Annotated in this window: 12 protein-coding genes; 9 read left to right on the top strand and 3 right to left on the bottom strand. The window is 64.1% G+C overall.

Annotation, left to right across the window (positions count from 1 at the left end):
• Positions 1-7 precede the first annotated feature (7 nt).
• The 3 genes from B0E48_RS11045 to B0E48_RS11035 all read left to right on the top strand — a co-directional run bounded on the left by B0E48_RS11045 (position 8) and on the right by B0E48_RS11035 (position 6867).
• Positions 8-2239, top strand: coding sequence for a TonB-dependent receptor (locus tag B0E48_RS11045; RefSeq protein WP_077518142.1), 2232 nt, complete (start codon positions 8-10; stop codon positions 2237-2239).
• A gap of 97 nt (positions 2240-2336) precedes the next feature.
• Positions 2337-3374: a PHB depolymerase family esterase gene (locus tag B0E48_RS11040; RefSeq protein WP_077518141.1), complete on the top strand. Its 1038-nt coding sequence runs from the start codon at positions 2337-2339 to the stop codon at positions 3372-3374.
• A gap of 181 nt (positions 3375-3555) precedes the next feature.
• Entirely contained in the window at positions 3556-6867 is a 3312-nt protein-coding gene (locus B0E48_RS11035; RefSeq protein ID WP_077518140.1) for a PAS domain-containing hybrid sensor histidine kinase/response regulator, read from the top strand.
• A gap of 31 nt (positions 6868-6898) precedes the next feature.
• Here the strand turns inward: B0E48_RS11035 and B0E48_RS11030 are convergent, their stop codons facing one another.
• Positions 6899-7651: an HNH endonuclease signature motif containing protein gene (locus B0E48_RS11030; RefSeq protein ID WP_217317965.1), complete on the bottom strand. Its 753-nt coding sequence runs from the start codon at positions 7649-7651 to the stop codon at positions 6899-6901.
• Between the two features lie 32 nt (positions 7652-7683).
• Entirely contained in the window at positions 7684-8343 is a 660-nt protein-coding gene (locus B0E48_RS11025) for a response regulator transcription factor (RefSeq protein ID WP_077518138.1), read from the bottom strand.
• A 218-nt stretch (positions 8344-8561) separates the two neighbouring features.
• Here B0E48_RS11025 and B0E48_RS11020 point away from each other — a divergent pair, with 218 nt between their 5' ends.
• The 3 genes from B0E48_RS11020 to B0E48_RS11010 all read left to right on the top strand — a co-directional run bounded on the left by B0E48_RS11020 (position 8562) and on the right by B0E48_RS11010 (position 11536).
• The gene (locus B0E48_RS11020; protein WP_077518137.1) at positions 8562-10310 is read left to right on the top strand and encodes a 3-hydroxybutyrate oligomer hydrolase family protein; all 1749 of its coding nucleotides are present in this window, start codon (positions 8562-8564) and stop codon (positions 10308-10310) included.
• Between the two features lie 143 nt (positions 10311-10453).
• Positions 10454-10963 carry a peptidylprolyl isomerase gene (locus B0E48_RS11015; protein ID WP_077518136.1) on the top strand — a complete coding sequence of 170 codons (510 nt, stop codon included), beginning with the start codon at positions 10454-10456 and terminating at the stop codon, positions 10961-10963.
• Positions 10964-11104: 141 nt separating this feature from the next.
• Positions 11105-11536 carry a YidB family protein gene (locus tag B0E48_RS11010; protein WP_077518135.1) on the top strand — a complete coding sequence of 144 codons (432 nt, stop codon included), beginning with the start codon at positions 11105-11107 and terminating at the stop codon, positions 11534-11536.
• Positions 11537-11631: 95 nt separating this feature from the next.
• Here the strand turns inward: B0E48_RS11010 and B0E48_RS11005 are convergent, their stop codons facing one another.
• Complete coding sequence (locus B0E48_RS11005; RefSeq protein WP_077518134.1) at positions 11632-11889, bottom strand: GlsB/YeaQ/YmgE family stress response membrane protein; 258 nt, start codon at positions 11887-11889, stop codon at positions 11632-11634.
• Positions 11890-12136: 247 nt separating this feature from the next.
• Between B0E48_RS11005 and B0E48_RS11000 the strand changes: the two genes are divergently transcribed.
• The 3 genes from B0E48_RS11000 (at position 12137) to prpE (ending at position 16475) form a co-directional block, all read left to right on the top strand.
• Positions 12137-13336: an aminotransferase class I/II-fold pyridoxal phosphate-dependent enzyme gene (locus tag B0E48_RS11000; protein ID WP_077518133.1), complete on the top strand. Its 1200-nt coding sequence runs from the start codon at positions 12137-12139 to the stop codon at positions 13334-13336.
• Between the two features lie 103 nt (positions 13337-13439).
• Positions 13440-14426 (top strand): malate dehydrogenase, encoded by a 987-nt coding sequence (locus B0E48_RS10995; protein ID WP_077518132.1) that lies wholly within the window; start codon positions 13440-13442, stop codon positions 14424-14426.
• A gap of 153 nt (positions 14427-14579) precedes the next feature.
• Positions 14580-16475 carry a propionate--CoA ligase gene (gene prpE / locus B0E48_RS10990; protein ID WP_077518131.1) on the top strand — a complete coding sequence of 632 codons (1896 nt, stop codon included), beginning with the start codon at positions 14580-14582 and terminating at the stop codon, positions 16473-16475.
• Positions 16476-16518: the final 43 nt, after the last annotated feature.

The raw sequence follows: 16518 nt of genomic DNA, 5'->3' as shown, positions 1-16518 counted from the left end.
GGATGTCATGAAGCGCACGTATCTGAGTCTGGCGATTGGTCTGGCGACGACTGGCCTGCTGTTTGCCGCACCGCTGTATGCCCAGCAAAGCAGCGAGAGCAGCACCACGACCGAGCAGAGCAAGCCGGCCAATGCCAAGCAGCTCGGCCAGATCACGGTGACCGCGCGCAAGCGTGCGGAGACCCTGCAGGACGTGCCGATCGCGGTGAGCGCGTTCACCGCCGACTCGCTGTATACGCAGAATGTGCAGAACCTCGCCGACCTGCAGGGCAAGGTGCCGTCGCTGCAGATCTATGCCGCGCGCGGTTCCAATACCACGCTTACCGCCTATATCCGCGGCATCGGCCAGGCCGATCCGACCTGGGGTTTCGATCCGGCGGTCGGCATCTATCTCGATGACGTCTACATGGCCCGCCCGCAGGGCGCCGTGCTCGACGTGTTCGATGTCAGCCGCATCGAGGTGTTGCGCGGCCCGCAGGGCAGCCTGTACGGCAAGAACACCATCGGCGGCGCTATCAAGTACGTGTCCGCGCCGTTGCCGACCAAGACCGAAGGCTCGGTGGAGACGACCATCGGCACGCACGGCGAGAAGGACGTCAAGGCCAACGTGGGCGGTGCCAGTGCCGATGGCGTGTGGCGCGGTCGCGTGGCCTACGCCAGCGAGCACAACGACGGATTCGGCACTGATCTGCTCAGTGGCAGCCGCAACGGCAACAAGAACACCAATGCCGGACGCGCCACGCTCGGCTTCTTCCCGTCGAGCACCTTCAATGCCCAATTGTCGGTGGACGGAGTTCGCGACAACTCCAATCCGCGCGGCGCGAAGATGCTCACCGGCAACCTGTTCGACCCGACCTATGCGCCGCTTTCCAGTGATTACGACACGCGCAGCGGCATGCCGCAGGTCAACCACACCAAACTCTACGGCAGCGCGCTCACGCTCAACTGGATCGCCAGCCAGGACTGGACTCTGAAATCGGTCACCGCGGTGCGTGGCTCCTCGACCGACACCAATATCGACTTTGATACGTTGCCGGAGAAGATCGCGGACGTCAGCGCGATCTACAAGGATCACCAGTTCAGCCAGGAACTGCAGGCCAATTACGATTCCGGCAGTACCGTACATGGCGTGGCCGGTCTGTACTATTTCAACGGCTCGGCCGACGGCGAGATCCACAACATCTTCCTCGGTTCGCCGCCTTACTCCACGCTGGGCTATGCGCAGTACGGCAGCACCGGTGGTCGCATCAGCACGCGCAGCCTGGCCGCCTATGGCGACTTCACCTGGGACATCAGCCCGAGCCTGAGCCTCGACGTGGGCGCACGCCTCACCCGCGAGACCAAGAGCGCCCTGATCCAGAACTACGGTTTCGCCAACGCGAACTTCACCACGTCGACCGCGGTGCTGGCCAACTTCTCCGGTTCGCACACCTCGAACAATGCCTCGCCCAAGGTCTCGCTGGACTGGAGCCTGAGCGACGACATCAAGCTCTACGGCAGCTACAGCACCGGCTTCCATTCGGGTGGCTACAACATCCGCGCGAATTGCGCAGCGATTCCCAGCTCGTGCCGGCCGATCGATGACGAGAAGGTGCAGTCGTTCGAACTGGGCAGCAAGATGACCTTCTTCGACGATGCGCTGATGATGAACACGGCGCTGTTCCACAATATCTATTCCAACATCCAGCTGTCGGTGTTTACCTCCTACACCTTGCCGAATGGCAGTCAGGGCTTCTTCGGCGACTTCACCAACGCCGGCAAGGGGCATATCGACGGTCTGGAAGAAGAGTTCGCCTGGAAGCCGGCGGAAAACTGGACCCTCAGCGGCAATTTCGCCTGGATGCACACCAAGTACACCCAGTTCCTCAGCGGCGGCGTCAACGTGGCCGACCAGCAGAAATTCACCAACGCGCCGAAGTTCTCCGGCGCCCTGTCGCTGGATCACACGCAGCCGCTGGCCAACGGTGGCAGCCTCACTGCGCGCATCAACTACAGCTACCAGAGCCTGGTGTATCCGGAGACCACGCTGTCGCCGCTGATCGCGCAGCCGGCTTACGGCCTGTGGAACGCGGGCCTGATCTGGCAGATCAACACACCGTGGACGTTGAGCCTGCAGGGCACCAACCTGGCCAACAAGGCTTATCGCACCACCGGCTACAACATTGCGGCACTGGGCATCGTCACCGGCTACTACGGCGCCCCACGCATGGTGACCCTCAGCGCGCGTTACACGTTCTGAGCGGTCAGCCTGATGGTTGAGGGTTCATGCCATGGAGGCATCGCATGAACCCGCTGCATACTCGGCGTATGTCGTTGTCTAACCATGGAGATCGTCGATGTCATTGAAAAACTGGATCCGCCCGTTCGGCCTGTCGCTGTTGCTGGCCAGCGCTAGCGCCTGTGCAGCCCAGCCGGCGGGTTCGCTGCCGAAGCTGAAGCTCGATCCGTCGCGTGTCGCCGTGGTCGGGCTTTCGTCCGGCGCCTATATGGCGACCCAGGCGCAGCTGGCGTATCCGGAACTGTTCCCGAACGCGGCGCTGGTTGCCGGTGGCCCTTACGGTTGCGCTGGTGGCAAGCTGGAAACTGCGCTGGGCAGTTGCATGAAGGGCGTGCCGGCACCGGATGTCGGCGCGCTGGTGGCGAGCGCCGCCAAACGTGCGGCCGCCGGCGAGATCGGTCCGTTGAAGGATCTCGCGCATGCCCATGTCTACCTGTTGCACGGCAGCGCTGATGCATTGGTTGCGCCGGCGGTGGCGGAGGCGGGCGCACATTTCTACGAGCAATTGCGCGACAACACGCCAGGCCTGAGCGGCATGCAGGTGCATGACGACGGCCAGCGCGCGTTCGCGCACAACCTGCCAGTGGCGGCAAGCGGCGATGACTGCGACAAATCGGTGGCGCCGTATCTCGGCCACTGCGGCTTCGATGCCGCCGGTGAAATCTTCGCGCAGATGTTCGGCAAGCCGGCCCACGCGGCAGCACAGGCACGTGGTGAATTGCGCACGTTCGACCAGGATGCACTGCGCCCCGATGGTGCCGATGCCTTGCTGGCCAAGACCGGCTACGTCTATCTGCCACCGGACTGCCTCGCCGGCAAGCCGTGCGGCCTGGTGGTCGCGTTCCATGGCTGCAAGCAGAACGCCGACGCGGTGGGCGAGGCGTTCGTGCAAGACGCCGGCTTCAACCGCTGGGCGGATGTCTACGATGTAGCCGTGCTATATCCTCAGACCCGCGCAAGTTTCGCGCCCTTGAATCCGCAAGCATGCTGGGACTGGTGGGGATATTCCGGAGCCGACTACGACAGCCGCCAGGGCATGCAGCTGCGCTGGCTGGTGAATGCGGTGCATGCGCTGGGGTTGCCAACGCAGCCTTGATGGCGGTGAGCTTTCACCATCACCCCTGCGCCCAGAACCCTGTAGGAGCGATTGTAGGAGCGACTTCAGTCGCGATGCCTTGGCTCGATCATCCTGATCTGCGAAGGGCATCGCGACTGAAGTCGCTCCTACAAAAAAGCGCGTTGAAGGCGATCGCGGCCTCGGCCCCAAGGACCCTCGCATGCTGAGCGCCGGCATCATTGCCGTTGCCGCGCTGTGCTGGCTGGGCCTGCTGTTCGGCGTGGCCCTGCTCGGCGAACGTCGTCCGCAACTGTTCGAGAAACGCTGGGCGATCGTCTACGCATTGTCGCTGGCGATCCACTGCACCTCATGGACTTTCTACGGCACGGTGACCCAGGCCAGTCGCTCCGGCTGGTGGCTGCCGCCGACGTTCGTCGGGGCGATCCTGATGTATCTGTTCGCGCTGAAATTCCTGCGCCGCATGGTGCAGCTGGTGCGCGAGTACAACGCCGGTTCGCTGGCTGACTTGATCGCGGTGCGGCTGGGACGGCATTCGGGGCTGGCCGCGCTGGTCACCGTGGTGGTGCTGATCGGCATCGTGCCGTACATCGCGCTGCAGCTGAAGGCGGTGGCGATGAGTTACGGCATCCTCAGCCACGGCCAGCTGGCCGAGTCGGAGCCGTGGCAGGACAGTGCGCTGTATGTGGCATTGCTGATGGCGCTGTTCGCGATGCTGTTCGGCACGCGGCGTGCCTCGACCATGGCGCACAACCGCGGGCTGGTGCTGGCGATGGCGTTCGAGTCGCTGTTCAAGCTTGGCGCGATGCTGGCACTGGGCACACTGCTGTTCACGGCGCTGCCGGCGGGGTTGCCGGTCAACGTGCCGCCACCGCCGGACAGCAGTGGCTTCCCGGCGCTGATCCTGCTCGGTGCGCTGGCGATGTTCACCATGCCGCAACAGTTCTATGCGGGCATCGTGGAGTGCCGCAACGACGGGCATCTGCGCAGCGCGCGCTGGCTGTTTCCGTTGTACCTGCTGCTGATCTCGCTGCCGATCCTGCCGCTGGCGCGGATCGGCGATGCGCTGCTGGGGCCGAGCGGGGTGTCGTCGGACATGTACGTGCTGGCACTGCCGATGGCGCGCGGTGAACACGGCCTGGCGTTGATCGCTTTCCTCGGTGGCCTTAGTGCCGCCACCAGCATGGTGGTAATCGCCACGCTGACCTTGAGCCTGATGGTGGTCAATCACTTCATCGCGCCGCTGCGGGTGAAGGCTGGCTGGGGCCGCGACGAACATGGCGATCTGCGCGGCGAACTGCTGAACCACCGGCGCGTGGCGATCCTGGTGGTGATCCTGCTGGCGTGGGCGTACAGCCGTGTGCTGGCGCGCAACGAGGCACTGGCCGATATCGGCGCGATCTCGTTCTCCGCACTTGCTGGCCTCACGCCGGCGCTGCTGGCTGCGGTGTATCGCCCGCAACTGGGCTCGCGTGCGGTAATGGCCGGGCTGGCGGCCGGTACGCTGGTGTGGATATATGCGGTGCTGCCGTCGCTGCTGCCGTCGGCATTGCCCTGGTTGCATGTGGGTCCGTTCGGCCTGCGCTGGCTGGCGCCGGACGATCTGCTCGGACTGGGCGACTGGAACCGGCTGGGTCGTGCGGTGGTGGTGAGTCTGGCGGCGAATGGTGCGGTGATGCTGGCGGTGGCCGGTTCGCGCTATGGCCGGGTCACGCATGCGGTCAGCGTAGGTCATGTCGGCGTCACTGAACTGCATGCGCTGGCGGCGCGTTTCCTGCCGCCCGAGCGGGTCGAGCACTTGTTTGCGAACGCGCCCGCTACGGGATCCGCCGGCAGTGCGCGCGTGGCCGAGGTCGAGCACGAACTGGCCGCCGTGATCGGTGCCGCCTCGGCGCGCCTGCTGCTGGAAGTGGTGCATCGACAGGGTCGCGACGATCTGGATACCGTCGTCGCCATCGTCGGCGAGGCAGCGCAGGACCTGCGCTTCAACCAGCGCGTGCTGGAAGCGGCGCTGGAGAACATGAGCCAGGGCATCTGCGTGGTCGATGCCGAGTTGCAGCTGGTCGCCTGGAACAGTCCGTATGCGCGCCTGTTCGACTATCCACCCGAACTGCTGCAGGTCGGCCGCTCGGTGGCCGAGCTGACCCGCTACAACATCGACGCCGGCATGCTCGGCCCCGGCGAAGTCGAGCAGCGAGTGCAGCAGCGACTCGCTCATATGCGCGCCGGCACCCGGCACCTGTCCGAACGGCGCTTCCCAGACGGCACCATCGTCGAGATCCGCGGCAACCCGATGCCCGGTGGCGGCTTCGTCGCCACGTTCACCGACGTCACCGCTTTCCGCCAGGCCGAAGGCTCGCTCAAGCGCGTCAACGAAACGCTGGAACTGCGGGTGGAGGAACGCACCCGCGCGCTGGCTGCAGCCTCGGCGGAAGCACAAGGCGCAAACGAGGCGAAGAGCCGCTTCCTCACCGCCGTAACCCACGACCTGATGCAGCCGCTGCACGCGGCGCAGCTGTTCGCCCACTCGCTCACCGAACGCGGCGCCGATGCCGCCACCGCGCATCATCTCAATGGCGCACTCGCCGCCACCGAAGGCCTGCTCGCCGGCCTGCTCGATATCGCGCGTCTGGAAGGCGGCCGTCTGCATCCGCAGCCACGCGCGTTTCCGCTGGCCGAGGTGCTCGATCCACTCGCTGCGGAATTCCGCGCCATCGCGCTTGATCGCGGCGTGCGGTTCGATGTGGTGGGCACGCGTGCCTGGGTGCGTTCCGATCCACAACTATTGCGGCGCGTGTTGCAGAACTTCCTGTCGAATGCGTTGCGTTATGCGGAGCACGGGCGCGTATTGCTTGGCGTGCGCCGGCGTGGCGATCAGCTGCGCGTGGAAGTGTGGGATACCGGGCCGGGCATCGCGCCGGGCGAGCAGCAACTGATCTTCCAGGAGTTTCGTCGTGGCAGCGCGGCGGGTGGGCAGGGCTTGGGGCTGGGTCTGTCGATCGCGCAACGCATGGCTGGATTGCTCGGTCACCCGCTCGGGCTGCGCTCATGGCCCGGCTGCGGCAGTGTGTTCGACCTCAGCGTGCCGATGGCGCGAGCTGCGATACGACTGCCGCCTGTCGCCGATGCACAGCAGTCATTGCCGGCCGGTCGTGCGCTGGTGCTGGACAACGAACCGGCTGCACTCGCTGCACTCAGCAGTTTGCTCACCAGTTGGGGCTGGCACGTGCACGCTGCGCGTAATGCCGAGCAGGCGCTGGCGGCGCCGTGGCGACCGGATCTGCATATCCTCGATTTCCACCTCGACGGCGGCGCCACCGGTTTCGATGTCTGGCATCAGCTACGCGAACGGCATGCCGATGTGCCGACGGTGATGCTCACGGCGGATCGTGATGGCGAGCTGCGCCAAAAGTTGCTTGATGTGGGGATCGGCGTTCTGTACAAGCCACTCAAGCCATTGGCTCTACGACAGGTGTTACAGAGGGCAGTTTCTGCAACGGGACAGGCGCGATAGAGAGACATCGTGTTCTGTGACGCTCATTGGTTTATGTGATTTCTTCCCGTTTTTCGGTGGCACCGTAATGAAGTTCTCGATGGCAGTTAGGGCAAATCGCCATGGCGTTATCGGTGCTGTCTTCCCCGTCATCCGCTAGTTGAATGCGATGATGGACTTCAAGATACGGTGTACCGTTTGATGCGCGTATGAATGGTGCTTTGGACTTGCAGCGCTCGCAGAGTCCTCCCGCACGATCCAACACTGCGGCGACGACATCTGGATTGCGTACATAAATCGTTGTGCGAACCTCCAAGCGAGGAGCAACCTTGTTCGCAATGATTAAGCGCTTAGTGCGCGCATCGCTCAAATCCGAAAGAGATTTGGTGACTTGGTTGGCAAGCTCCGCCTGCACATCCGTGAGACGAGGCAAGCGTGACTTGGGTAGCCTAGTTTCAAATCCTGTCACCACCACTCGCATCTTGTGCATCGTGGTCTTGGTGTGTCCTTCGTAGTAGCGGATGTGCGACCACAAGGATTCGATGGCGTTTGCGAACCCTGACATTCCATGCGTGCTGGCAATTTCCTCAATGAAATAAGTCATCGCTTGGGCGCTCATGGCGCGCTGAAACAACTTGCCTTGAGTCAGTCTTTTGTAGTCATAGATAAAGTCGTGGGCTGTAGCTTGATTGACTTGGTGCTGATTGACTAATTCATTTATGCCTTCAGCGGTCGTCATCCTGCCGGCATACACGGCTGATGCGATTCTGCATGATGCTTCGACTTGTGCTTCCGTAATCTTCATGTGATCTCCATTTCACTTTGTGTTTGAGCTGGTCACCCCACCCGTGCCGGCTCTCCCAAATCCAACGACCGCAACAACATCCCCGCCTGTGTCCGATTCCTTACTCGCAGCTTTTCGAAGATCGCCGTCACATGCGCCTTCACCGTCCGCTCCTGGATCGCCAACCGGTCGGCGATCTGCTTGTTGAGCAGGCCTTCGGCGAGCAGGGTGAGCACGCGGGACTGCTGTTCGGTGAGGCGGGCGAGGCGGCTGGCGAGGTCGGTGTCGGCGGGATTGGCGGGCAGTGCCGCGACGGCGGCGGCAAGACCGGGCGGCAGCCAGTTGCCGCAGTCGAGCACGTGGCGGATCGCCTCACCGATTTCGGCGGGGCTGGCGCTCTTGGGGATGAAGCCGGCGGCGCCGTGATCGAGTACGCGGCGCACGATGCGCGGTTCGTCGTGGGCAGAGACCACCAGCACGGCGACGCTGGGATGCTGGCCGCGCAGCGTGGCGAGACCGGACAGGCCCTGGCTGCCGGGCATGTGCAGATCGAGCAGGACCAGGTCGGTGTCCGGCTCGGCGGCCAGTGCAGCGAGTACGCCCGACAGATCCGCGGCCTCGCGCACTGTGCAATCGGGCAGGCTTTCGCTGGCGGCAAGGCGCAATGCGGCGCGAAACAGTGGATGGTCGTCGGCGATCAGCAGGCTCGTCATGTCGTTGAAGTTAGCGGGCTGCGGCAGCCGCGTCGAGTTCGGCGCGTGACACGGCATCGACCGGGACTGGACTTTCGTACGATGGCGGTGGGCGGCGTGCTTGTTATGGTGGCGGAATGAAGAAATCCGCCCGTTGTTCGACGCTGCTGTGCTTGCCCGTGCTGGTATCAGTCATGCTGTCGGCTTGTGCCAGCAGCCCGGTGACGAGGGAACCCGCCATGCGTGAGGTCGATTACGGCGAAGTGCGTGTGACCGAACATCGCGGTCACGACGATCTGTTGACTGCGGGTCTGGGATTGGCAGGGCTGGCTGGTGCGCCGCTGCCATTTGCCGATCCGTTGGCCCCCACCGCCGAAGAACTGCGCCGACGGGCGATCCAGACCAGCTGGAAAGGTATTGCCGATCTCGGCCCGCTGGGTGGTTTCGGCACGGTGTATGGCGGCGTGCCGGATGTACCGGGTCGCGAATACGAGGCGTTTGCGCGCATCCCCGGCGCACGCGCGCCGCATCGTGTGCTGCTGCAGCTGCCTGACCATTTCGACAAGCAGAAACGCTGCCTGGTTGTCACGGCCTCATCCGGTTCGCGCGGCATCTACGGCGCGATCTCGCTGGCCGGTTCCTGGGGTCTGCCGCGCGGTTGCGCGGTGGCCTACACGGACAAGGGCACAGGCGCCGGCTATTTCGATTACGCCGACAACAGCGGCGTGGCGCTGGATGGTCGCCGTGCCAAACGCGGCGAAGCGGAGCTGGAGTTCCAGCCGCCACCGGCACCACCGAGTGCGGGTATCGCGGTGAAGCAGATGAACTCCGGCGACAACCCGGAGGCTGACTGGGGCCGGCATGTGATCCAGGCGGCGCAGTTCGGGTTGGCCATGCTCGATCGCGCGTTTCCCGCCGAGGCCCCGTTCACGGCGCAGAACACGAAGATCATCGCCACCGGTCTGTCCAACGGCGGTGGCGCGGTGTTGCAGGCGGCTGGTCTCGATCAGGAGCATTTCTTCGCCGGCGTGGTGGCGCTGGAGCCGAACGTGCACGTGCAGGATCACGGCCGTGCGATGTACGACTACGCGACCGAGGCTGCGATCTGGCTGCCTTGCGCGCTGGGCAGTGAGCGCTTCGCCGCCGCGCCGTTCGCGCGTGCGCCGAAAGGTGTGCTGCCACCGGCATGGCCGTCGCGCTGCGCCAGCCTGCGCGCGCAGGGCAAGCTGAGCGGCAGCACCGTGGCCGAACAAGCCGAGCAGGCTTATCAGTACCTGCATATCCGCGGCTGGACCGACGAGGCGATGAGCACGGCTGCCAGCACGACCGCGTTCGACCTGTGGCGGGTGATTGCCGCGGGCTATGCCTCGTCCTATCTGCGCCGGGGTGCCACGGACATGCCATGTGGTTTCCATTACGCGGCGATCGATGCCAAGGGCTTGCCGGGTGTGGTCGATCCGGCCACGCGGGCATCCTGGTGGGCGGATGGCTCGGGCATTCCACCGGGCAATGGCATCGGTCTGCTCGGCGGCACCAGCGTCTCGGCCGACCCGACCCTGATCGGCAGCGAATGCCTGCGCGCGCTGTGGACTGGCGACGATCCTGAGTCGCAGGTCTTGCACGCTTCCATCGCGGCCACCGCGGTCAAGTTGCCGCGCAACGACCTGCCGTTGTGGGTGATTCATGGCGCCAGCGACGGCTTGCTGCCGACCGCGTTCAGCTCCGAGCCGTATGTGGCATGGCTGCGCGAGGAAGGGCGTGAACCGATCTACTGGAAAGTACCGCACGCGCAGCACTTCGATGCGTTCCTGGCACTGCCCGGTTTCGGCGACCAGCACGTGCCGCTGCTGCCGTATGGCTATGCGGCGCTGGACCGGCTGTGGGCACATCTATACGAAGGCGCGACATGGCCGAGTGAGGTGCCGAAGCCGGCGGCCCAGCCACGTGGCGCGGGTGCGCTGGAGCGCGGCATGCTGGGCTTGCCCTGAACTTGTAGGAGCGGCTTCAGCCGCGATGCCTTTGATGCATCGCGGCTGAAGCCGCTCCTACAACGGGTGGCCGCTGGGGTATTCTTGGCAACCCGCGTGCCCGTGCCGGCGCACGCTGCGGCTCTCGAACTCAAGGATTTGCGATGACCATCAATGTCACCTTCACCACCAACCGCGGCCCGATCCACCTGCGTCTGCATGAAGACAAGGCACCGGTCACGGTCGCCAACTTCGTCAATCTGGCCAAGCGCGGTTATTACGATGGGCTGTCGTTCCATCGCGTGATCGCTGACTTCATGGTCCAGGGCGGTTGCCCCGAGGGCAGCGGTCGCGGCGGCCCGGGCTACAAGTTCGAGGACGAGTTCAACGCGTCGCTGCGTCACGACAAGCCGGGCGTGTTGTCGATGGCCAATGCCGGTCCGCGCACCAACGGCAGCCAGTTCTTCATCACGCATGGCGCCACGCCGTGGCTGGACGGCAAGCACAGCGTGTTCGGCGAAGTGGTCGATGCGGCTGACATGGCTGTGGTCAACACGATCCAGCAGGGCGACGTGATTGAGAAGGTCACCGTCGAAGGCGACGTCGACGCGCTGCTGACGGCGCAGTCCGATCGCGTGAAGGAATGGAACGCGGTGCTCGATCAGCGCGGCTGAGTTGCCGTCACCGGATCCCAGGAAACCGCCGGCCGTCAGCCGGCGGTTTCTTTTTGTGCGCCAAAGTCATGACAAATGCGGTTTTGCGTGCCTATGATCAGCAGGCTTCACGCCTATTCACACAACTTAAGGAGAACGACCATGTCATTCCTCGATAGTTTGCTCGGAGGACAGGGGCAACAGGCAGGTGCCGGTGCAGGTTCGTTGATTGGTGTGGCCGGCCAGTTGCTCCAGCAGGCTGGTGGCGTGCAGGGGTTGACCAGCATGCTGCAGCAGCACGGATTGGGTGGCGCCGTGCAGTCGTGGATCGGTACTGGTGCGAACCAGCCGGTATCAGGCGACCAGCTTGGCCAGGCGTTGCAGAACGGTGGTATGGGCTCGGTAGTGCAGGAGGCGGCCAGCAAGCTCGGCGTGGACCCCAGCGTGGTGCTCAACGGTCTTTCGCAGGTGCTGCCGCACGCGGTCGATCATCTGACCCCCGACGGTCAGGCTCCGGCAGCCGGGCAGGGTGGCGGTTTCGATATGGGTGCTCTGGAAGGACTGGCCGGCAAGCTGTTCGGCAAGACCGCCTGAGATCGGTTTCAGTAGCGGACATAAAAAAGCGGCGGGGAGCAACCCCCGCCGCTTTTCGTTTCAGACGCTACCGCGTTTGAATGGCCACAGGTGGCTTACATATGGAACACGAAGCGGAGAACCAGCAGCAGGACCAGTGCGCCGACGATCGACATCAGAATGCCAGCCGGGTGGAACATGGAACCCGGTTCGGGTTTCTTGATCAGATTGCCTAACACGCCGCCGATAAGCGAGCCGACGATACCGACGCCAGCAGTCATCCAGAAACCCATGTGGTCGGCGCCGGGCATGATGGCCCGGGCGATCAGACCGACGATAAAGCCAACGATGATGGACCAGATCAGATGCAGCATATCCGTGTGTCCTCCGCGAGAGTTGGTTGGATCTCCCTGAACTTGGCAGGGCCGGCATCCTGTCGACCCTTGCCCTCCCGCCCGCGGCCGAACCGTCGTGGAGGTGGCGTGCGCATCATGCATGGACTGCAGTAGGAATGCATCAGTGGCTGGTGCGAAAACTCTTGCGATTTTTGCCGGATGCCGCATTGCCGCATGCTAAAATTCATGGGTTTGCTGACCTCATCCCCCTGACGTCGAGGAACCCATGCCCCAGCTTGCCCAGCGTGTCGGTCGCGCCAAACCCAGCGCAATCATGGTGATAGCCGAGAAGGCGAAGCAGCTCAAGGCTGCCGGCCGCGACATCATCAGCTTCTCCATTGGCGTGCCGAACTTCCTGCCCGGCGAGCATGTGTATGCCGCGGCACGCGAATCGCTGTCGCACGACTCCGGCCAGTACGGCAGCAACCGCGGTGCCGAGGCGCTGCAGGATGCGTTCCTCAAGCACATCGAGGCGCTCGGCTTCAGCGGCTACACGCGGATGAACCTGTCGATCGGTATCGGCGCCAAGCACGTGCTGTACAACCTGGCCGAGGCGCTGCTCAACGAAGGCGACGAGATCTGTTTCGCCGCGCCGTACTGGACCACCTATCACGACATCGCCGATATCGTCGGCGCCAAGGTCAACGTGCTGCACTGCGACTCGACGCAGAACTACAAGCTCACTCCGGCACAGCTCGACGCCGCGCTGGCGCGCAAGCCTAAGGTATTCCTGTTCAACAACCCGTCCAACCCGACCGGCATGGTCTACACGGGCGACGAAATCGCCGCGCTGGCCGAAGTGCTGGCAAAGCATCCGGACACCTGGGTGATCACCGACGACATTTACAACTCGATGGTGTTCGACGGCCTCGGTTACCACAACTTCGTGTTCGCGAAGCCCGAGCTGCGCGAGCGGGTGATCTTCGTCGACTCGGTCTCCAAGACCTATGGCATGCCGGGCTGGCGCGTGGGCTTGATCGCCGGGCCGGAAGTGGTGGCCAAGGCGGTCACCACGCTGAACTCCAACCACATCACCAGTCTGCCGGAAGTGATCACGGCGGCGGCGGTGGCGGCACTCAGTGGCCCGCAGGATATCCCGCAGGCCAAGTGCAAGGAGTTTGCCGGCAAGCGCGATACGGTGTTCGCCGCGCTGAGCGCGATTCCCGGCGTGATCTGTCCGCGGCCGCAGGGTGCGTTCTACGCGTTTCCGGATATCTCGGTGGCGTTCGGCAAGAGCCACAACGGCGTCAAGATCGACAGCGATGTGGAGTTCTGCGCCGCGCTGCTGGAAGCCAAGGGCGTGGCCTGCGTGCCGGGCTCGGCATTCGGCGAGCCCCGCGCCATGCGCATTTCGTATACCTGTCCCACGGCACAGTTGGCGCCCGGCCTCACGCGTATCGCCGAGTTCTTCGCCGAGCTGAAGTGAACACATTACCTGTAGGAGCGGCTTCAGCCGCGACAGGCAAGAAGCATCGCGGCTGAAGCCGCTCCTACAAAAAAGCTGAACATCTCACCAAGGAGTCAACCCCATGAAAGCCCCCGTTCGAGTTGCCGTTACCGGCGCCGCCGGCCAGATCGGTTATGCCTTGCTGTTCCGCATCGCCGCTGGCGACATGCTGGGTCCGGACCAGCCGGTGATCCTGCACCTGCTGGAAATCACCCCGGCGCTGCCCGCGCTGCAGGGCGTGGTGATGGAACTCAACGACTGCGCGTTCCCGACGCTGGCTGGCGTGGTTGCCACCGACGACCTCAACGTCGCGTTCAAGGACGTCGACTACGCACTGTTGGTTGGTGCGCGTCCGCGTGGTCCTGGTATGGAGCGCAAGGATCTGCTGGAAGCCAACGGCGCCATCTTCGGCCCGCAGGGCAAAGCACTGAACGATCACGCCAAGCGTGACGTGCGCGTGCTGGTGGTCGGTAACCCGGCCAACACGAACTCGCTGATCGCGCAGCAGAACGCACCGGATCTGGATCCGAAGTGCTTCACCGCGATGGTCCGCCTGGACCACAACCGCGCGTTGAGCCAGCTCGCCGAAAAAACAGGCAAGCACAACACCGACATCAAGAAGATGACGATCTGGGGCAACCACAGCTCCACCCAGTATCCGGACCTGTACCACGCCACCGTGGAAGGCAAGGCGGCGCTGTCGCTGGTCGATCAGGCCTGGTACGAGAGCGATTTCATCCCGACCGTGCAGCAGCGCGGTGCGGCGATCATCAAGGCGCGCGGCGCTTCGTCGGCGGCCTCGGCGGCGTCCGCTGCAGTCGATCACATGCGCTCGTGGGCAATGGGTACGGCCGAGGGCGACTGGGTCTCGATGGGCATCCCGTCCGACGGCTCCTACGGTATCGCGCCGGGCGTGATCTACGGCTATCCAGTGACGGTGAAGGACGGCAAGTACGCGATCGTGCAGGGCTTGGCGATCAACGACTTCTCGCGCGCCCGCATGGACGCCACCGACAAGGAACTGCGCGAAGAGCGTGCCGGCGTCGAGCATCTGTTCGCCAAGAAATAATCAACGGCCTTCGTCTCCTGCACGCAGGGGAAGGAGTCACATGACGGGCCGGCCTTTGCCGGCCCGTTGTCGTTTCCGACGACGAAAGTCGGGCGACTTGCTGCGCTGCGTCTGTTCTAGTCTTGGCCAGTTGACAGCAGGAAGGGCGCGGCCATGCGTTACGAGGATTTCTACCGGCAGTCGATCGATGAACCGGAGCGGTTCTGGGCCGAGCAGGCGCGTCTGATCCACTGGGACAAACCGCCGCAGCAGATCCTCGATCAATCGAACCCGCCGTTCCGACGCTGGTTTGTCGGTGGCACCACCAATCTCTGTTACAACGCGATCGACCGGCATCTGGCCGCGCGTGCCGAGCAGTTGGCGCTGGTGGCGATTTCCAGCGAAACCGATGTCACCCGCGAGTTCAGCTATCGACAGCTGTATAGCGAGGTGAACGTGTTCGCCGCCGTGTTGCAGTCACTGGGCGTGGACAAGGGCGATCGCGTGGTGATCTACCTGCCGAATATCGCCGAGGCGGTGTTCGCGATGCTCGCCTGCGCGCGTATCGGCGCGATCCACTCGGTGGTGTTCGGCGGTTTCGCCGCGCACAACCTCGCCTTGCGCATCGACGATGCCCAGCCGAAGCTGCTGATCGCCGCCGATGCCGGCATGCGCGGCGGCAAGGTGATTCCGTACAAGCCGCTGGTCGACGCGGCCTTGACCGAAGCCTTGGCACCGCCGCCGCATGTGCTGATCGTCGATCGCGGGCTGGATCCGCAGATGACCCGTGTGACTGATCGCGATCTCGACTACGCCAGCCTGCGCACACGGCACGAAGATGCCGAAGTGGCCGTGACCTGGCTGGAATCGAACGAGCCGAGCTATCTGCTGTACACCTCGGGCACCACCGGCAAACCCAAAGGGATCCAGCGTGACGTCGGCGGTTATGCGGTGGCGATGGCGCTGTCGATCCGCACTGTATTCGACATCGCGCCGGGGCAGGTGATGTTCTCCACCTCGGATGTCGGCTGGGCGGTGGGGCACTCGTACAACGTCTATGCCCCGCTGATCGGTGGTGCCACCTCGCTGCTGTACGAGGGCTTGCCGACGCGACCGGATCCGGGCATCTGGTGGCAGCTATGCGAGCGCTACGGCGTGCACACGATGTTCTCCTCGCCCACCGCGATTCGTGTGCTGAAGAAGCAGGACGAAAGCTGGCTGAGGAAGTACGACCTTTCCGCGTTGAAGTGGCTGTTCCTCGCCGGTGAACCGCTGGACGAGCCGACCGCGCACTGGATTACCGACAGTCTCGGCGTGCCGGTGATCGACAACTACTGGCAGACCGAGACCGGTTGGCCGGCGATCACCTTGATGCCCGGACTGGACTTGAAGACGGTGAAATTCGGTTCGCCCGGTTTGCCGGCGCCGGGTTACGGCATGAAGGTCATCGACGAGAACACCGGCGCCGAAGTTGCTGCGGGCGTAAAGGGCGTGCTGGTGTTCCAGCCACCGTTGCCGCCGGGCTGCCTGAGCACGGTATGGCACGACGACGACCGCTATGTACACAGCTACTTCAGCCACTTCAAGGAACTGCTGTACAGCTCGTTGGACTGGGCGATCCGCGACGACGAGGGCTACACCTGGATCCTCGGCCGCACCGATGATGTGATCAATGTCGCCGGCCATCGGCTCGGTACGCGCGAGATCGAGGAATCCGTGGCGACCCATGCAGCGGTCGCCGAAGCAGCGGTGATCGGCATGAAGGACGAATTGAAAGGGCAGGTCCCGGTGGTATTCGCAACCCTGAAGCAGGGTGTGACCGAGGATCCGGCGGTCGTCGCACTGGCCATGCGGCAATGCGTTACCGACCAGCTGGGCGCGCTGGCCCGTCCGGCCCGCGTTTATCTGGTCAGCGCACTGCCGAAAACCCGTTCGGGCAAGCTGCTGCGCCGCTCGTTGCAGGCGCTGGTGCAGGGCGCCGATCCGGGTGATCTGTCGACGCTGGATGATCCCGCTGCATTGGACGAAATCCGCCGTGCGCTGGAGGAGGGCCCAGAGCAGGGGAGCTAGATGCGATGCCTCGAAGGTCATGGGCACGCACATGGCTCCGGTA

Origin of the sequence: Rhodanobacter sp. C03, assembly GCF_002001175.1 — a bacterium.
In the GTDB taxonomy this organism is placed as follows: Bacteria; Pseudomonadota; Gammaproteobacteria; order Xanthomonadales; family Rhodanobacteraceae; genus Rhodanobacter.
This window is presented reverse-complemented; position numbering and strand designations above follow the sequence as displayed.

Excerpts from the sequence above, each read along its gene's own strand:
- B0E48_RS11005 (WP_077518134.1), bottom strand. The coding sequence starts at position 11,889 with ATGCTGCATCTGATCTGGTCCATCATCGTTGGCTTTATCGTCGGTCTG.
- B0E48_RS10995 (WP_077518132.1), top strand. The coding sequence starts at position 13,440 with ATGAAAGCCCCCGTTCGAGTTGCCGTTACCGGCGCCGCCGGCCAGATC.
- prpE (WP_077518131.1), top strand. The coding sequence starts at position 14,580 with ATGCGTTACGAGGATTTCTACCGGCAGTCGATCGATGAACCGGAGCGG.
- B0E48_RS11015 (WP_077518136.1), top strand. The coding sequence starts at position 10,454 with ATGACCATCAATGTCACCTTCACCACCAACCGCGGCCCGATCCACCTG.
- B0E48_RS11040 (WP_077518141.1), top strand. The coding sequence starts at position 2,337 with ATGTCATTGAAAAACTGGATCCGCCCGTTCGGCCTGTCGCTGTTGCTG.
- B0E48_RS11025 (WP_077518138.1), bottom strand. The coding sequence starts at position 8,343 with ATGACGAGCCTGCTGATCGCCGACGACCATCCACTGTTTCGCGCCGCA.
- B0E48_RS11020 (WP_077518137.1), top strand. The coding sequence starts at position 8,562 with ATGCGTGAGGTCGATTACGGCGAAGTGCGTGTGACCGAACATCGCGGT.
- B0E48_RS11000 (WP_077518133.1), top strand. The coding sequence starts at position 12,137 with ATGCCCCAGCTTGCCCAGCGTGTCGGTCGCGCCAAACCCAGCGCAATC.
- B0E48_RS11035 (WP_077518140.1), top strand. The coding sequence starts at position 3,556 with ATGCTGAGCGCCGGCATCATTGCCGTTGCCGCGCTGTGCTGGCTGGGC.
- B0E48_RS11030 (WP_217317965.1), bottom strand. The coding sequence starts at position 7,651 with ATGAAGATTACGGAAGCACAAGTCGAAGCATCATGCAGAATCGCATCA.
- B0E48_RS11045 (WP_077518142.1), top strand. The coding sequence starts at position 8 with ATGAAGCGCACGTATCTGAGTCTGGCGATTGGTCTGGCGACGACTGGC.
- B0E48_RS11010 (WP_077518135.1), top strand. The coding sequence starts at position 11,105 with ATGTCATTCCTCGATAGTTTGCTCGGAGGACAGGGGCAACAGGCAGGT.